14 protein-coding genes are annotated in these 16,278 nt (G+C 73.1%); 8 read left to right on the plus strand and 6 right to left on the minus strand.

Annotated features, from left to right (window positions below):
• Positions 1-551 precede the first annotated feature (551 nt).
• Positions 552-1,550, plus strand: a complete 999-nt coding sequence (locus DEP02_RS01500; RefSeq protein ID WP_112465486.1) for an alpha/beta fold hydrolase — start codon at positions 552-554, stop codon at positions 1,548-1,550.
• Entirely contained in the window at positions 1,547-2,329 is a 783-nt protein-coding gene (locus tag DEP02_RS01505) for a class I SAM-dependent methyltransferase (protein ID WP_112465487.1), read from the plus strand. The genes DEP02_RS01500 and DEP02_RS01505 overlap by 4 nt, the downstream gene beginning before the upstream one ends.
• 44 nt (positions 2,330-2,373) lie before the next feature.
• Here the strand turns inward: DEP02_RS01505 and DEP02_RS01510 are convergent, their stop codons facing one another.
• From DEP02_RS01510 to DEP02_RS01520, 3 genes are all read right to left on the minus strand, one after another.
• Positions 2,374-3,999: a transporter gene (locus DEP02_RS01510; protein ID WP_112465488.1), complete on the minus strand. Its 1,626-nt coding sequence runs from the start codon at positions 3,997-3,999 to the stop codon at positions 2,374-2,376.
• Complete coding sequence (locus tag DEP02_RS01515) at positions 3,996-4,787, minus strand: ABC transporter ATP-binding protein (protein ID WP_112465489.1); 792 nt, start codon at positions 4,785-4,787, stop codon at positions 3,996-3,998. The genes DEP02_RS01510 and DEP02_RS01515 overlap by 4 nt, the downstream gene beginning before the upstream one ends.
• Before the next feature lie 170 nt (positions 4,788-4,957).
• Positions 4,958-5,551 (minus strand): bifunctional DNA primase/polymerase, encoded by a 594-nt coding sequence (locus tag DEP02_RS01520; RefSeq protein ID WP_112465490.1) that lies wholly within the window; start codon positions 5,549-5,551, stop codon positions 4,958-4,960.
• A 424-nt stretch (positions 5,552-5,975) separates the two neighbouring features.
• On the opposite strand from DEP02_RS01520, the gene DEP02_RS01525 reads away from it, so the two are divergent.
• On the plus strand, positions 5,976-7,361 hold the full coding sequence (locus tag DEP02_RS01525) for an NsdA family TPR-like regulatory protein (protein ID WP_112465491.1): 1,386 nt from the start codon (positions 5,976-5,978) through the stop codon (positions 7,359-7,361).
• A gap of 166 nt (positions 7,362-7,527) precedes the next feature.
• The gene (locus DEP02_RS01530; protein WP_112465492.1) at positions 7,528-9,024 is read left to right on the plus strand and encodes a hypothetical protein; all 1,497 of its coding nucleotides are present in this window, start codon (positions 7,528-7,530) and stop codon (positions 9,022-9,024) included.
• Between the two features lie 51 nt (positions 9,025-9,075).
• On the opposite strand, the gene DEP02_RS01535 is transcribed toward DEP02_RS01530, so the two are convergent.
• Positions 9,076-10,383: an ABC transporter substrate-binding protein gene (locus DEP02_RS01535; protein WP_112465493.1), complete on the minus strand. Its 1,308-nt coding sequence runs from the start codon at positions 10,381-10,383 to the stop codon at positions 9,076-9,078.
• Between the two features lie 117 nt (positions 10,384-10,500).
• Here DEP02_RS01535 and DEP02_RS01540 point away from each other — a divergent pair, with 117 nt between their 5' ends.
• Positions 10,501-11,001 (plus strand): SCO4402 family protein, encoded by a 501-nt coding sequence (locus DEP02_RS01540; protein ID WP_112465494.1) that lies wholly within the window; start codon positions 10,501-10,503, stop codon positions 10,999-11,001.
• A gap of 68 nt (positions 11,002-11,069) precedes the next feature.
• Positions 11,070-11,954, plus strand: coding sequence for a formyltetrahydrofolate deformylase (gene purU / locus DEP02_RS01545; RefSeq protein ID WP_112465495.1), 885 nt, complete (start codon positions 11,070-11,072; stop codon positions 11,952-11,954).
• 33 nt (positions 11,955-11,987) lie between these two features.
• Here purU and DEP02_RS01550 read toward each other — a convergent pair whose 3' ends face one another.
• The gene (locus DEP02_RS01550) at positions 11,988-13,283 is read right to left on the minus strand and encodes a maleylpyruvate isomerase N-terminal domain-containing protein (protein ID WP_112465496.1); all 1,296 of its coding nucleotides are present in this window, start codon (positions 13,281-13,283) and stop codon (positions 11,988-11,990) included.
• Positions 13,284-13,722: 439 nt separating this feature from the next.
• Positions 13,723-14,334, minus strand: coding sequence for a sigma-70 family RNA polymerase sigma factor (locus DEP02_RS01555; protein ID WP_112465497.1), 612 nt, complete (start codon positions 14,332-14,334; stop codon positions 13,723-13,725).
• 298 nt (positions 14,335-14,632) lie between these two features.
• On the opposite strand from DEP02_RS01555, the gene DEP02_RS01560 reads away from it, so the two are divergent.
• The gene (locus tag DEP02_RS01560; protein WP_112465498.1) at positions 14,633-15,001 is read left to right on the plus strand and encodes an STAS domain-containing protein; all 369 of its coding nucleotides are present in this window, start codon (positions 14,633-14,635) and stop codon (positions 14,999-15,001) included.
• A 405-nt stretch (positions 15,002-15,406) separates the two neighbouring features.
• Entirely contained in the window at positions 15,407-15,892 is a 486-nt protein-coding gene (locus tag DEP02_RS01565; RefSeq protein WP_438947711.1) for an ATP-binding protein, read from the plus strand.
• Positions 15,893-16,278 lie beyond the last annotated feature (386 nt).

The raw sequence follows: 16,278 nt of genomic DNA on the forward strand, positions 1-16,278 counted from the left end.
TCTGTCGCCCGGTCCGTCGGCCGGCAGCCGCCTCTCCCTCCCTCCGGTGATTCAGCGCGTCGAAGCGCAGCGCTCGGTCGTTTCTCGTGCGAGGCTGTCGCGGGAGGCATATGACTCGAAGGGGTGGGGAGGATGTGCCGTAGACATGTGGAGGGCCCCGGTGCCGTGTGGCACCGGGGCCTGTCCTCCCCCTGTGGCGACCCGGAGCCCCGAGCTCTCAGGGTCGTCCCCCTCGGACCTCTTTTCCCCGAGCGGTCCGCCTCCCGTTGGAGATCTCCCCATGGCGGCGGAGATCATTCCTTGCGGGGGGTCACTCGAACGAGGGGTGTTGGTGACGGAGAAGACATTTTCGAATAAGCATTCGATAGCCTGAATGTCTGCGAGTGATGGGTCCCGCGGGGCCTGCGCCGCAGAAATGTGCACGACGGCGCATACGGCACATGCGGCATGTACGGCATGTGCGGCGTACGGAAAGCGGAACACGGTTCACAGGACCGGACGGCCCGACCGGGAGCGAGCGGTCCGAGCGGAGCTAGGGGGGTGCCAGACCATTGGTGCGGCGCATCGACGTGACCGGGGCGGGCGGCGTACGGCTTGCCGCCTGGGAGTTCGGCGAGCCCCCGAAGGCCGGCCCGGACAAGGCCGTGCCCGGGCCGGGGAGAGCGGAGGCGGGGAGAGGCGAAGCGGAACCCGGGCGGCCCTTCGTGCCCGCCCAGGCCGAGGCACCCGAGCCGTACGAACCGCCCGAGCCGCCCGAGCCGCCCGACACCGGGCTGGAGCGCACCGACGGTGTGCTGTTACTGCACGGGCTCATGGGCCGCGCCTCGCACTGGGCCCCCACCGCCCGCTGGCTCGCCGAGCGGCACCGCGCCGTCGCCCTCGACCAGCGCGGCCACGGCCAGAGCGAGAAGCCCCCGCAGGCGGCCTACACCCGCGAGGCCTACGTGGAGGACGCCGAGGCCGCCCTCGAACAGCTGGGCCTCGCCCCGGCCGTCGTCATCGGGCACGCCATGGGCGCGCTGACCGCCTGGCAGCTCGCCGCCCGGCGCCCCGACCTGGTGCGCGGTGTGATCATCTGCGACATGCGGGCCTCCGCGCTCGGCGCGGCCTCCCAGCGCGAGTGGGAGGACTGGTTCAAGGCCTGGCCGATGCCCTTCGCCACCCTCGCCGACGTACGGAAGTGGTTCGGTGAGGACGATCCGTGGGTGGAGCGTCCGAACCCGGCGCGCGGCGAGTTCTACGCCGAGGTCATGCACGAGGGCCCGGACGGCTGGCGTCCGGTCTTCGAGCCGCAGCAGATGCTGGTGTCCCGGGAGACCTGGGTGTACGACGCGCACTGGGAGGAACTCGCCCAGGTCCGCTGCCCGACCCTGGTGGTCCGCGGCCTGGACGGCGAACTGGGCCGGGCCGAGGCCCAGGAGATGGTCCGTGTGCTGCCACACGGCGAGTACGCGGAGGTGGCCGACGCCGGTCACCTCGTCCACTACGACCAGCCGGAGGCCTGGCGCGTGGCCATCGAGCCGTTCCTCGACGCGGTGCTCGCCGGATGACCGCGCCGACGGCCGTGCAGGAGGCGTTCCTGAGGGCCTTCCACGCCGAGCGCCCGGCGGTCACCGCGGACGCGTTCGCCGACGGCCGGGCCCCGGACGGGAGGTCCGGTTACGAGATCCTGTGCGACCGGGTGACCGGCGCCCGCCGCGTCCTCGACCTCGGCTGCGGCGACGGCGTCCTGCTGGACCTGCTCGCCCGCGCCGAGGGGCGGCGGCTCGCCGACGTGGACCTCTCGCCCGAGGCGCTGGCGGAGGCGAGGGCACAGCGGCTGCCGTTCGCCGACGGCACCTTCGACGCCTGCGTCTGCCACATGGCGCTGATGCTGATGGGCGACGTGGACCGGGTCGCGGCGGAGACGGCCCGGGTGCTGTCGCCGGGCGGGACGCCGGCCTGCGTGATCGGCGGCGGCGCCCTCGGCGGGGAGGCGTACGAGCTGTTCGGCGACCTGCTGCGGGCCGCCGTCGGGCGGGCGCCCGCCGAGCAGCGCATCCCGCCGCTCGGGGACCGCAGGGTCCGCAGCCGTACGGGGCTCGCGGAGGTCCTGGAACCGGCCGGTTTCGGCGCGCCGGACTGGGAGACGGTCCCGATCGATCTGAGTGGCCCGGTGGAGCGGGTCTGGGCGGCCCTGTCCGGGATCTACGACGTCGGGCCGCTCGACCCGGCCGCCGTCCGTCGTCTGCGGGAGACCTTCCTGACGGAGTCGGCCGGGCTGGTGGGGCCGGACGGGCGGGTTCCGTGCGGCTTCACGGTGCACGTGGTGACCGCGCGCCTGCGCTGACGCGGCCCCTCGCGCACCGGAACCGGCCCTCGCGCACCGGAACCTCAGCCCTTGCTCACCGCCGTGAGGATCTCCGGCAGGCGGGCCGCCGTGCGCGGCGCCGCCAGGCGCAGGCCGAGGAGGGTGAGCCCCGCCCCGTACGCCGCGCCGACCGGCAGCAGCAGCCGGCTCCAGTCGGCTCCGCCCGCGCTGAGGCTCGACCAGATGACGAGGACGATGAAGGGGGAGCACAGCAGGGCCGCCGCGACCATGCCGCCGAAGATGGAGATCCAGGCGAGGCCGACCTGACCGGGGGCGACGTTCTTGTAGCCCTCCTGGGGGATGGAGTACGGGAAGCGCGCCGACGTCCACGCCCCGGTCGCCAGCATCGCGCCGAGCAGGGCGAAGGACAGGCCGAGCACCTTGGGCAGCTCGGACCACTCGCCGAGCAGACCCGCGGTCAGCACCGTGACCAGGGTGGCGTACGGCAGGGTGATGGCCAGCAGGGCCAGTGCCCGCCCGCGCAGCTCGACGTAGGCGTCCCGCGGGGAGGAGATCGTCAGCGCGACCATCCAGAACGCGGAGGTGTCCTGCCCGAACTGGTTGTACATCTGGATGCCGAGCATTCCGGCGGCGAAGCAGGCGAAGTACGGCGATCCGGTGCCCTGCAGGGCGTTGAACACCGGCACGATCAGGCCGATGGCGAGCGAGGTCGCCCAGGCCGCCTTGGTCTTGGGGTCGCGCCAGATGTACCGCAGGCTGCGTTCCATGACGGTGCCGGTGCGGCCGGACGGCAGCAGCCGTGCCAGGCCACCGCCGCCCTCACGGGTCCGCTTGCGCGCGGGAGCGTCGACGGCCTGCAGGGTCGAGGAGTCGGGCGAGGTCATCAGCCGGTTCAGGCTGCGCCCCCACACCGCGAGCAGGGCGGCCAGCGCCGCCGCGGTCAGGGCGAGCTGGGCCACCGCGACGCCGTAGGAGCCCCGGCTCGCCGAGTCCACCGCGCCCACCGCCGAGGCGGGCGGCACCCACCGCAGTACGTCCGCGACCGGGTCGAGCCGGCCCAGGCCCATCGAACCCAGCTGCTGCATGCCGAAGTTCACCACCTGCGCGCCGATCGCGATGACCAGCCCGCTGAGCACGGCCAGATCCCGTCCCTTGCGGCTGGTCAGCAGCCGGATGTTGGCGGCGGCCACGGCCCGCGCGAGGGCCACGCACACCAGCAGCGTGAGGACGAGCGCGAGAACCGCGACGGCGAACGCGGCCGCCCCGTGCGCCACCGAGATCACGCAGCCCACCAGCAGCAGCACCGTGAACAGCGGTCCGATGCCGACCAGCGAGGCCGCCAGCAGCGCGTTGACCAGCGGCCGGGGCCGCAGCGGCAGCATCACCAGGCGGGTCGGGTCGAGGGTCTCGTCGCCGCCGGGGAAGAACAGCGGCATCACGGCCCAGCCCAGCGCCAGCACGGCCACGCCGATGACGGCCACGGAGGCGATGTGCGCGTGGCCGCGCAGCATGATCAGCCCGAGCAGCTGCAGCGCGGCGAACAGCAGCGCGACGACGGCCGACGCGATGAACGCGGCACGCCGTCCGCCGGACTGCCGCAACCCGTTGCGCAGCAGCGACAGCTTCAGGCGTACGACGACGGGGGTGATCGAGGGGGCTGCCGAGGGCGCTCCGGTGACGGCGCTCATCGGGAACCGCCGCCCAGCCAGTCCAGGTGGGAACCGGCGTCCCGGCCCTGGGCGCCGACGAGTTCGAGGAAGGCCTGCTGAAGGGTGGGAGCCTCACCGCGCACCTCGGCGAGGGTGCCCTGGGCGCGGATCCGCCCGGCCGCCATCACGGCCACCCAGTCGCACAGCGACTCGACCAGTTCCATGACGTGGGAGGAGAACACGACGGTGGCGCCGGAGGCGGTGTACCGCTCCAGGACGCCCCGGATGGTCTGCGCGGACACCGGGTCGACGCCCTCGAACGGCTCGTCCAGGAACAGGACCTCCGGGTTGTGCAGCAGCGCGGACGCGAGTCCTATCTTCTTGCGCATGCCGGTCGAGTAGTCGACGACGAGCTTGTGCTGGGCGCCGGCCAGGTCCAGCACGTCGAGCAGCTGTGTGGCCCGCCGGTCCACCTCGTTTCCGGGCAGACCGCGCAACCGCCCCGAGTACGACAGCAGTTCCCGCCCCGACAGCCGCTCGAAGAGCCGCAGCCCCTCGGGCAGCACACCGATCCGCGCCTTCACCGCCACCGGGTCCCGCCACACGTCGTGCCCGACGACCTCGACGCTGCCCTGGTCGGGCCGGAGCAGTCCGGTCACCATGGAGAGCGTGGTGGTCTTGCCCGCCCCGTTGGGCCCGACCAGCCCGATGAAGTTCCCCGCCGGCAACTCGAGGTCGATCCCGGCCACGGCGACCTGCTGCCCGAACCGCTTCCAGAGCCCCTGTACGCGTACGGCGCTTGTACCCACTACGACTGCTCCCTCCATCAGGGTGAACCCTACGGGGGAGCAGCGTCCTGAAGGGGCGCGGGCCTGTGCTGATATGCGGCTCCTCCCCCAAGCTCTTGACGAGCAGGGGACCCCCATCGGGGCGCGACCAGCCACAAACGACTCGCAGCCGCGGAACAAGAGAAACCGGGCAGGACAGTAGGCGCCCGTTACCTGTCTCTTCCGCACGCATACGCCAACGGCGGGATCAACTCCTCCACATCCGGCAGCCACCGATTGGCCGCAGTGGGCCGGCAGGCCCACTGCACGGCCCCCCGCGACCCGTACCGCGTGGGCGGCGCAGCCACATACGCCCCCTCGCCCAGCGCGACCAGGTCCAGGGACGCCGCCGACCACCCCAGCCTGCGCAGCGACTCCGGCACCTTCACGCACGCCCCCGGCAGCACGAAGAACTGCATCCGCCGCTCGGGGGTGAGGATCACCGGTCCGAGGGCCGACTTCATCCGCTCCATCCGGGCCAGCGCGAGGAACCCGGCCGTCTCCGGGACGGACAGCGCGTCGAACGTACGGCCCGTGGGCAGCAGGATCGACGCGGTCGGCTGCTGCTGCCACATCCGGCGGACCGCGGTCGCGCTGCCGGTCGCCCGGGCCGCCCAGTCCGCGTGCGCCGGGTGTGCGCCGGGTGCCGCGCACGCGGGGTCGCCGCAGGAGCAGCGCTGCACTCCGCCGGCCGCTTCCAGCCAGGTGCCGGGGAACACGTCCCAGCGGCGTTCCTCGGCATAGCGAACGGCTGTCTCCAGCATTAGCTCTCCGCGCTGCTGGGGAATCCGACCGGCGGCCCGACCGGCGCTCCGGTCGGCAGTGTGTACGGCTTGGGCACTCGGGATCGTCTCTTCCACGCCCCACTCAACTCCCGCGCCCAACCGGGGTTACGGGGGTCTGCGGGAGTTGACGCGCCGGGGAGGAGCACCGGGTCCGCGTCCGGGGCGCATGGGTGCATGTGTGGGGGCGCGCGGGAGGATCGTCGGCGGGTGTTGGGTAGTTCGGTACGGGGGTGGCGTTCACCTTTACCCCGGCAATCCTCGCATGTCCCGCATTTTCGGTATGTCCGCGGGGCATTGATCTTCACGGCTGGAACTTTCCGCCGGGACGCGGACCGTCTCCGGCCGCGCAAGACTCGTCGACTCGGTGCGTGGGCAGAGCACCGCAGCTACAGGGGGTTACGCCATGGCCGCAAGGCCTCTCGTCGCGCGGCAGCCGAACGAACGGCTGCAGGCGCTCATCCAGGAGGCGGGCTGCTCGAATGCCGGGCTGGCCCGCCGGGTCAACATGTGCGGTGCCGAGCACGGCCTCGACCTGCGGTACGACAAGACGTCCGTGGCGCGCTGGCTGCGCGGGCAGCAGCCACGCGGGCGTGCCCCGGCGGTCATCGCGGAGGCGCTGGGCCGCAAGCTGGGCCGTACGGTCACGATCGACGAGATCGGTATGGCCAACGGCAAGAACCTCGCCTCCGGTGTGGGTCTCCAGTTCTCGCCGACGGTGCTGGGGGCCATCGAGCAGGTCTGCGAGCTGTGGCGCAGTGACGTGGGCCGCCGGGACTTCCTGTCCGGTTCCTCCGTCGCCGCGTCCGCGCTGGTGGAGCCGAGCCGGGACTGGCTGATCTCCGCGCCGGACGGGCAGGTCGCGCGCGCGGTGGGGCCGCGGGTGGGCCAGTCCGACGTAGCGGCCGTACGGGCCATGACGCAGGCGCTGGTCGACCTGGACCACACCTACGGCAGCGGGCATGTGCGCCCGGTGGTCGTGCACTACCTCAACAGCGTCGTCTCCGGGCTGCTCGCCGGGTCGTACCGGGAGGCGGTGGGCCGCGACCTGTTCGCCGCGGTGGCCCGACTCACCGAACTCGCCGGGTACATGGCCGTCGACACCGGCCAACCGGGCCTGGCCCAGCGGTACTACATCCAGGCGCTGCGGCTCGCCCAGGCGGCCGGCGACCGCGGCTACGGCGGCTATGTGCTGGCCGCCTCCATGAGCCACCTCGCCGCGCAGCTCGGAAACCCGCGGGAGATCGCGCAGTTGGCGCGGGCGGCGCAGGAGGGCGCGCGCGGGCGTGTGACACCGCGCGCGGAGGCGATGTTCCACGCGGCCGAGGCACGCGGGCACGCGCTGATGGGCGACGCGCGGGCGGCGCAGGTGGCCGCCGGGCGGGCGGTGCGCGCGCTGGAGGCCTCCCAGTCGGACACGGGGGACGACCCGGCGTGGATCGCGCACTTCGACGAGGCCTATCTCGCCGACGAGTTGGCGCACTGCCACCGGGACCTGGGTCAGGGGGAGGCGGCGGCGCGACGGGCGGAGGAGGCGCTGGCCGGGCATCCCGCGTCGCGGGCGCGGCGGCGGGCCATCGGCTATGTGCTGCTCGCCACCGCACAGGTGCAGCAGCGGGAGGTCGAACAGGCCTGCGATACGGGGCTGAAGGCGGTGGAGCTGCTGCGGACGCTGCGGTCCGACCGGGGGGCGGAGTACCTGGAGGACTTCCGGCAGCGGCTCGAACCGTTCCGGGACGAGCCGGTGGTAAGGGAGTTCGGGGCGCGGCTGGAGGTGCGGGTGGCGGCGTGAGAACGGCCTCGTGAAGTATGTGAGGTATGTACAGCGCCCCGTGAGCGGGTTTTGTTACTGCGGTCACGGGGAAGGAGGTCTCGCCCTGTGCTGCGTGGCACCAGGCTCCGGGGACCCGGTAGCGTGAGCCGACGATTCCGAAGGTCCCCCATTCGTAGGAGTCCCGGTGACGCAGAGTGGACAGGGCGAGGAGCCCTCGGCGCGGCCCGCGCACGAAGGCATCGTGCTGCCCTCCGACGGAGGTGAGCCCCTGCTGCCGGGCCAGGCCCAGGCCGCGGCGCCCGCCGGCGGTCAGGCCTGGGGCCAGCCGTGGGGCCCCGACCCGCAGCACGGTCAGGGCTGGCAGACCACCCCATCCGCCCAGTCCTGGGACTCCCCGCAGTGGGGCGCACAGGCTCCCGCAGCCCACCCGGGCGCGGGCCCCCTGCCCCCGGAGGGCGCCCCGGCCGGGCCCTACGGCGCCTCCACCGCCCACCCGGCGCCGCACGCGGCCGAGTACGGCGGGCACGGCGGGTACGGCGGGCATGGCGCCCCGCACGGTGCCCCGCACGGCGCTCCGGTGGCCGACGAAGGGGCCACCCAGTACCTTCCCCCGGTCCCCGGCGCCCCCGCCCCCGCTTTCGACGAGGGAGCCACCCAGTTCCTGCCGCCCGTGAACAACGCGGCGATGGACGAAGGGGCCACGCAGTACATCCCGCCCGTGGCGCCGGGGGCGTTGCCGCCCGAGGGCGGCGGGGACCCGTCGGCGCAGTTCCTGGGCCACATGCCCCAGGGCGGCGTCCCCGGGCACAACCCCGACGCCGAGGCCACGCAGTTCATCGCGCCGGTGGACGCCCAGGCGGACGGCGGGCGGCAGACGCCCGCCGAGTTCGACAACCTCTTCCGCAGCGACTCCGGCGGCGCGGCACCGGCCACCCAGCAGCTGCCCCACCTCCAGCAGCCCGCGTTCACCCCGCCCGGCGGGCACGGCGGCGGGTATGACGGTGGGCACGACGGCGGATACGACGGCGGGGGCGGCCGGGGAGGCCGGCGCACCGGCTCGCGCGTGCCGCTGATCGCGGCCGTGGGCGCCGGGATCGTCGTCCTCGGCATAGGCGCCGGCGCGCTGCTCAGCGGCGGTGGAGACAGCGACAGCGACGACAACAAGGCCACCGTCTCGGCGACCGCGCCCGTCACCGACGACGCGTCCCCCTCGCCCACCACCGACCCGGCCCGGGAGCAGGCGGTCGCGCTGGACAAGCTGCTGGCCGACAGCGGCAGCAGCCGGGCCTCCGTGATCAAGGCGGTGGAGGACGTCAAGAACTGCGCCAACCTCGACCAGGCCGCCTCCGACCTGCGCGACGCGGCCGAGCAGCGCAAGGGCCTGGTCACCAGTCTGGAACAGCTGTCCGTCGACAAGCTCCCCGACCACGCCGAGCTGACCGCGGCCCTCACCAAGGCCTGGAAGGCGTCGGAGTCCGCCGACCTGCACTACGCGGCCTGGGCCGACCAGACCCGCGGCAAGAAGGGCTGCAAGAAGGGCCAAGCCCGGGTCACCGGCGAGACCCAGGCCGGCAACCGCGAGAGCGGCGTCGCCAGCGCCGAGAAGGCCAAGGCCGCCCGGATGTGGAACACGATCGCGAACACGTACGGCCTCCCCCAGCGCCAGCCGACCCAGCTGTGAGGAGGGGACGCGGCCCGGTCGGCGGACGCGGCCCGGACGCCCCTGCGGACGTCAGTCGGTGTCCGCGTCCTCCAGCGTCTTCGCCATGTCGGTGAACCCCTTCGCGACCGGCACCAGCCGGCCCTGCCGCACCACCTGCTGGGTCACGTCCGCGTTGACCAGCCGGGCGAAGCCGGAGGAGGCGAGCAGGTCGGAGGTGCGCCACCGCAGCGGCGGGGTCAGCCCGCCGGTGTCGACCGTGAGCCCGCGGTTGAGGGTGCGCCGTACGGTGTGGGCGCTCACCTCCCCGTCGCCGATCTCCTCCAGGACGGCCCGGAGCACGGTGTAGGCGATCCACGTGGTCTGCACTCCGGCGTCCTCGGGGTTGATCCGGTTGTCGCCGAACGCCTGCTCTTTGATGACCTTCTTCATCCCCTCCCAGCGCGGATCGCTCGTCACCGGGTACCAGCCGGTGACGTACGCCCCCTCGTACGGGCCGGACTTCCCGCCACTGGCGTCGACCACCGACTGGTCGACGCTGTCGAGCACGGCGGCGGTGCGCACGGCCGGATGGTTCTCGCGGGCGCGGCGGAAGGAGTCCATGAAGATGCCGGTGCGCTCCCCGAGGGCGGGGACCACGCAGCCCTTCCTCGCCGGGTCGGCGCTCGACTGCCTCAGTGCCTGGTCGGCCTGGCCGGAGTACTCGGTGGCGTCGGCGGCGGCCCGCTGGTCGTGGGCGGCCTCGTGTCCGCCGGCCCGTAGACCGGCGTCGAGCAGGGCGGGCAGCTCGTCGCCCGCGATGGTGTCGGGGCGGACGAGGGTGACGGGACCGCACTGTGCGGCGAGCTGCCTGCCGAGGCCGGCCAGCAGGGCGGGCCGGCCTCCGTTGACGGGGTAGGACAGGGCCCGGGTGAACTCGGTGTTGGTGACGCCGTAGCCGCCGATGTACGGGATGCCGGCGCCCTCCAGGGGCGGGAAGAAGGAGTCGCTGTACTGGCTGTAGGAGCCCACGACGGCGACCACGTCCTCCTTCGCGGCACGTCGGGCGCACTTCGCCGCGGTCACGCTGTCGTTGCCGTCGTTGCAGGTCAGGACGTTCAGTTTGCGGCCGTTGATCCCGCCGCCTGCGTTGACCCAGCGGGCGTAGGCCCTGGCCATGGCGGGCATGCCGGGCTTGTTGGTCGTCGCGGTGTTCTCCGGCGCCCAGGTCATCACGGTGACGGGGTCGTCCCCGGAGCCCCCCGTGGCACCGGGGACGACCCCGCAGCCGGCGGCGAGCGCGGCGCACGCCACCAGGGCGCCCGCCGGCAGCAGGGCTCTTCCGGCGGGCCGGGGGAGAGCGGGGAGGGATCTGGTGCGGGAGCGTCGCCTGCCGGTCATGCGCACACACGATTCCGTCACACCGCCAACCCCTGAGTTACTCCCGGTCAACGAAGAGTGACGGCGAGGTGAATTACGGGGGCGGATGAGGCGGCCGGTGCGGGGAACGTACGATCGGTGACCGTGCAAGGTTCGCAGTACTCTTCCCGTCGCGGCCGTCGCTCATCCACCATGGGCGGCATGCCCGTCAATGACATGCCGTGGTGGCGCTGGCGCAGCAACGTGCGCTCCGCGCTGCACATGCTCTCCGATCCGGTGTTCCAGCGGGACGTCTGGCTGGCAGGCGTCGAGGGGTACGGCGACGTCACCGACGCCGTCTACCGGCTGGTCGAGGACACCTGGCTGGACAGCTGGTCCGCCGAGAAGTACATCGGCACGATCTTCCGGGACTCCCAGGAGGCGGCGCTCGTCGACACCGCGGTCCTGCGGGTGCTGCGCATCATGCACCAGGTGGGCCCGGACGCGCCGGTGGCCGCGTACCTCGACCACCACGGCTGGCCGGAGGCGGTACGGGCGGCGCGGGACGCGCATGTGCGGCTCGCGGCGAGCGACGGCGAGGACCCGGACACACCGCCCCGCACCCTCGAGGTGCTGCGGATCCTGACGCGGTCCGCGTAGCCGTCCGGCCACGTCCGCGTAACGGACTCCGGGCCGCGGGCCGCGCCCGGCATGAGACCCTGTCCCGCATGAACGAGCAGTCCTCCCGAGTCGTGGCGGCCCCGGCCGACCAGTACGTCCTGACCCTCTCGTGCCCGGACAAGCAGGGCATCGTGCACGCCGTGTCCAGCTATCTGTTCATGACCGGCTGCAACATCGAGGACAGCCAGCAGTTCGGCGACCACGACACGGAACTGTTCTTCATGCGTGTCCACTTCTCGGCCGAGGCTCCGGTGACGGTGGACAAGCTGCGCGCCAGCTTCGCGGCGATCGGTGACTCCTTCGCGATGGACTGGCAGATCAACCGGGCCGACGAGAAGATGCGGATCGTGCTGATGGTCAGCAGGTTCGGGCACTGCCTGAACGACCTGCTCTTCCGCGCCCGGACCGGCGCGCTGCCGGTGGAGATCGCGGCGGTGGTGTCCAACCACACCGACTTCGCCGAGCTGGTGGGGTCGTACAACATTCCCTTCCATCACATCCCGGTGACCAGGGACACCAAGCCGGAGGCCGAGGCGCGGCTGCTGGAGATCGTGCGCGAGGAGGACGTCGAACTGGTCGTCCTCGCCCGCTACATGCAGGTCCTCTCCGACGACCTGTGCAAGCAGCTCAGTGGCCGGGTCATCAACATCCACCACTCCTTCCTGCCGAGCTTCAAGGGCGCGAAGCCGTACCACCAGGCGCACGCGCGGGGTGTGAAGCTGATCGGCGCGACGGCGCACTATGTGACGGCCGACCTCGACGAGGGGCCGATCATCGAGCAGGAGGTCGAGCGGGTCGGCCACGACGCCACCCCGGACCAGCTGGTCGCCGTCGGACGGGACGTGGAGTGCCAGGCGCTGGCGCGCGCGGTGAAGTGGCACGCGGAGCGCCGGATCCTGCTGAACGGGCGGCGGACGGTGGTGTTCGCCTGACCCGCCTGGCGGCGGTGTCGTCCGGCGGGGGTGTCACATGCGGCTCAGCGTCGCCGCCGCGTACAGCACGTCCCTGATCGCCTCGCGGTCGCCGACCTGACCGGCCGCCGCCTCGCGCGGGACGACGTGCCCCGCCGCCAGCCGGCAGAACTCCAGGACGTCCAGGGCCACATGGGCCACCTCGTGCTCCGCGGAACCGACCGCTCCGGGTGAGTCGAGCGGGATCAGCCACTGACCGCCGCCCTGGCCCTCGATCTCCAGGCGCAGGCTGCGGCCGGGTTTCCCGGCGGCCACCAGGTGCCGGGCGCGGGCGGGCGAGGTGAGTCCGGCCCGCCGCCGTGCGGCGAGCACACCCGGCAGCATGCGGGCCGCGAGGTCGATCATCCCGTGCAGGTGCCGCGGGGCGGGCGGCTCGTACGGGTAGTCCACGGCCCGAGCGATGTCCTCGGCGTGCACCCAGCACTCGAAGGCGCGGTCCAGCATCGCGTCGGGCAGCGGCAGTTCGAAGTCGCCGTAGGACACGGTGGGTCTGTCCGTGCCCTCCCCCTCCTCGGTGAAGGACGCGGTCCGCACCAGGTCGTGCGTCTGCTCCCGCCAGGGCGCCCGCACCGACCGGGTCGGCGGGAAGCGCGAGGCCCGCCAGTACGCCTCGGTGCGCGCCGCCGGGGTGGGGCGGTCGGCGCGGGCGCCGGCGTCGCCGAGCGGGTCGTCGAGTCCGAGCGCCACCGCGACCAGCCCGTCGACGCTCATCAGATGCGCGATGACCCCGGCGACGGTCGTACGACGGCTGGTGGCGTCCTCGCCCGCGAACCACCGCAGCCGTACCGGCGCGTGCCACTCGGAGTCGCCCATGTCCTGCAGCAGCGCGTCCAGGCGGGCGGTCTCGGCGTCGTAGGGAGCCGCCCACCCGGGCACGGGGATGCGCGGCGGCCGCCGCTCCAGGCAGCTGTCCAGCACGCGCGTGCGCAGCCCCGGATCCAGGTCCAGGCTGTCGGGCCGGTGCAGCAGCCCGACCGCCTCCCGCAGCCGCAGCGCCTCCTGCGCACAGTCGCCGCATCCTCCGAGGTGATCCTCGACCGCCCCCGCCTCCTCCGGCGCACAGGCGGCCAACGCCCACGCCCCGAGAAACGACTTCAGCACGTGATGCTCCAGCACGGTCCGGTCCTTCACCTCCACCCACTCCTCCCACCCGGGCAGCACCCGCCCACCATCCTCGACGGACACCCGGGGCATGAATACACGCGGTGGCCCCCGGCCCGGGCCCGGGGGAACCCTGAGGACCGCCGGGGCCGTGCGGGACCGCCGGGACTGCCCGGGCTGCCAAGGCATTCCGGGGCGCGGGGACCGCCGGGGCCGTGCGGGTCGGCCGGCCCGCCGGGGCCGCTGGGAGCGTCCGGGCCACCGGGTCTGCCCGGAACGCTGGAACCGCTGGGGCGGCCAGGGCGGCCGAGATCGTCCAGGCGGGCAGGGCCGTGTGGAATACCGGGGCCATCGGGACCGTCCACGCCGGCGGGGCCACCCGGAGTGCCAGGACCGTCGGATCTGCTGGGACCGTCCACGCCGGCGGGTCTGCCCGTGTCCGCGGTGCCGCCCGGAACACCGGAGCGGCTCGGGGCCACGGAGCAGACCGGAGCGGCGGGGTCGTGCGGAGCACCGGGTCCGTCCGGAGCACCGGGGCCCTCCGGACCGCCGGGACCCTGCGGACCGCCGGGGCACTGTGGGCCGGACGGCTCGTTCGGAACGTCGGGGGCGTTCGGCTTCGTCGGGCTCATGTCGTGACCCCGTGGTCGGGTGGTGTGTCGGGGAAGTCCGTATCGGGGGAGTCCGTGTCGGGGGAGTCCGTGTCGTGGGCGGTGGACAGGAGTTGGAGGCCGAGGCGGAGGCGGCGGCGGGCCTCGTCCTCGGGGATGCCGAGGTCGGCGGCGGTCTGCCGGCAGTCGCGGCGCTGGAAGTAGGCCAGTTCCAGGGCGGCGCGCAGGGGGGCCGGCATGGAGTGGACGATGTAGTCGGCGCGGGCGGCGGCCGAGGCGCGGCGCACCCTGAGTTCCCACTCCTCGGGGGAGTCCTGTCCGTCGCGGTCCGGCGCGGCGGTCCCGGTGTTGCGCAGCCGCTGCACGGCGAAGCGGTGGGCCAGCGCGGCCACCCAGGAGCGCAACGGGCCCTGCCGGGGGTCGTAGGCGTCGGGGTGTTCCCAGACGTGCACGAAGACCTCGCGGGTGATCCGGTCGGCGGCCCGCTCGTCCCCGAGCACCCGGTGGGCGAGGCCGTGCACGAGGGAGGCGAAACGGTCGTAGAGCTCGCCGAGGGCTGCCGCCTCCCCGCGCGCGAGCCGTTGGTGCATCCTGCGGTCCCAGCGGGGCGGTGCGTCCTTCTTCGCCATACGGCCCCCTTTGAAACCCTGCTGCGCCCTGCCCAGCGTGTCTGTGCGGTCACCTCGAATGTAGTCGGCACGTCCGACAACGCACGCCCCTTTGTTGCCCTGCGCGCCCCCTCACCGCAAGACCAACTCTGAGCGAATGCGATCGAAAATGACCGAAACAAGCCCTTGAAAGGGCGGTTTCGGTTTGGGTTACGGCGTTTGGGGGAACGGCCGCTGGGCAGCCGCGCGGGAAGAAGCGTAGGAACTGCTTCCGGTTCCGGGCGGTTCCGGGGAAGTGCCGGCGAGCGGAGGGCGGGCCGTGGCGTTCAAGGTGACCGACGACCAACAGGGCGGGTGGAGCGTGCTCCGGGTCGCCGGCGAACTGGACCTGCTGACCTCGCCGGTGCTGCGGCAGCGGGTGCACGAGGCGGTGGCCCAGGGCCGCCACCATCTCGTCCTGGACCTCTCGGACGTCTTCTTCTGCGACTCCAGCGGCGTCGGCGTCCTCATAGCCGCCCGCCGTCTGATCCGCTCCTGCCAGGGCCGGCTCCGCCTGATCCTGCCGGCCCACGGCGCGGTCGACGGCTCGCACGTCAACCGTGTGCTCGGCGCGCTCGGTGTGCGCCGCCTCTTCGACGTCTACGCGGACCTCGCGGCAGCGGTGGACGAGGAACCGCTGTCCGCCTGACACCGCGTACGGGCGCCGCCCGTGCGAGCCGGCCGTCGGCGGATGTCGCGGATCGTGGCACAGGAGCGTCACGGAGCGTCGCCACCGTACCGGTGTCCCCGCGCGCGACCCGTCACGTCCCGGAGTCACCGCCGTGCTCGGGTACCTTGTGTGGGATGCGAGTGGTTCCGAGCACGAGCCATGTCATGACGGGCGTCGCACAGTATGCCGCACGGGTACTCCTTCGCGCGGGAATATGCCCGAAGCGCTTGTTGCGGTGACGGTACGTCAACCATGCTGTTCCCCACGGAAGTCACGTTCCGTGACTCTTGCTCTGGTCGTTGTTCCGGCCATGCAGAAAATGGCTACGATCGTGGCCCTCGCGTGCGCGAGGCTATGTGTCCGCCGGTTCGGATGGTGTGAGCGGTGCAGGTGCTTCAAGTGCAGCTGGAGATCCGGCCCGACCCCGCGGAGGTGGGGCGAGCCCGGAGGTGGGCCCGCTCGCGGCTCGCCGGTTCGGGGATACAGGCCGACGAGCCGCTCGCCGAGACGTTGATCCTGCTCGTCTCCGAACTGGTCACCAACGCCGTGGTGCACACCGGCTGTCCGGCCGTACTGCGGCTGTCCCTGCCCGGCGTGCCGGCCGAAGCGGCCACCGTCCGCCTGGAAGTGGCCGACGCCAGCACCAGGGCCCCCGTGCCGCGCTGCGGGGGCGACGAGGCCACGAGCGGCCGCGGACTCGCCCTCGTCGACGGCCTCGCCGACCGGTGGGGCTGGAACCCGGAGGGCACGGGCAAGCGCATCTGGTGCGAACTGGACTGCCGCACCCCACCGGTTGACGCGGCGAAGACCGCGGCACCGGCGGCGTACGAGGGACTGGCCTACGAGGGACTGGCCTACGAGGCGGTGTAGGGCCACCCTTCCCCTGTCCCCTGTGGGGCCCTCGAGGCGGCGCACGGGGCGGGCGGCTCCCCCGCGCGGTCGCCGACGCGCCGTCCCGCCCCTCCGGGTGCCCAACTCGTGCGCCGGGAGATGCTTCTGTGCGCGCCCCGATGCGATGGGGCATAACGGGTAAATCGCCTGGGCGGTGTTGACGTGTCCTGTCCGTTTGATCACGCTTGTGGTCAGCGATTCGCCGCGAGGGGACGTCGAGGGCTCGGGCGCCGCACGTCCTCGACGAGTGTGGGTCGTGCTGTCGGCGCCGGCCGGTCCCCGCAGGGCCCGAGGGGGGTGGGACCGGTGCGCCGCGGTCGGCGGGCGGCGCGCGCTGCCGTGTTCGGGGCGGCAGGAGCGCGCCG

Origin of the sequence: Streptomyces triticisoli, assembly GCF_003270085.1 — a bacterium.
In the GTDB taxonomy this organism is placed as follows: domain Bacteria; phylum Actinomycetota; class Actinomycetes; order Streptomycetales; family Streptomycetaceae; genus Streptomyces; species Streptomyces triticisoli.

Excerpts from the sequence above, each read along its gene's own strand:
- purU (WP_112465495.1), top strand. The coding sequence starts at position 11,070 with ATGAACGAGCAGTCCTCCCGAGTCGTGGCGGCCCCGGCCGACCAGTAC.
- DEP02_RS01535 (WP_112465493.1), bottom strand. The coding sequence starts at position 10,383 with ATGACCGGCAGGCGACGCTCCCGCACCAGATCCCTCCCCGCTCTCCCC.
- DEP02_RS01525 (WP_112465491.1), top strand. The coding sequence starts at position 5,976 with ATGGCCGCAAGGCCTCTCGTCGCGCGGCAGCCGAACGAACGGCTGCAG.
- DEP02_RS01550 (WP_112465496.1), bottom strand. The coding sequence starts at position 13,283 with ATGCCTTGGCAGCCCGGGCAGTCCCGGCGGTCCCGCACGGCCCCGGCG.
- DEP02_RS01505 (WP_112465487.1), top strand. The coding sequence starts at position 1,547 with ATGACCGCGCCGACGGCCGTGCAGGAGGCGTTCCTGAGGGCCTTCCAC.
- DEP02_RS01520 (WP_112465490.1), bottom strand. The coding sequence starts at position 5,551 with ATGCTGGAGACAGCCGTTCGCTATGCCGAGGAACGCCGCTGGGACGTG.
- DEP02_RS01510 (WP_112465488.1), bottom strand. The coding sequence starts at position 3,999 with ATGAGCGCCGTCACCGGAGCGCCCTCGGCAGCCCCCTCGATCACCCCC.
- DEP02_RS01555 (WP_112465497.1), bottom strand. The coding sequence starts at position 14,334 with ATGGCGAAGAAGGACGCACCGCCCCGCTGGGACCGCAGGATGCACCAA.
- DEP02_RS01515 (WP_112465489.1), bottom strand. The coding sequence starts at position 4,787 with ATGGAGGGAGCAGTCGTAGTGGGTACAAGCGCCGTACGCGTACAGGGG.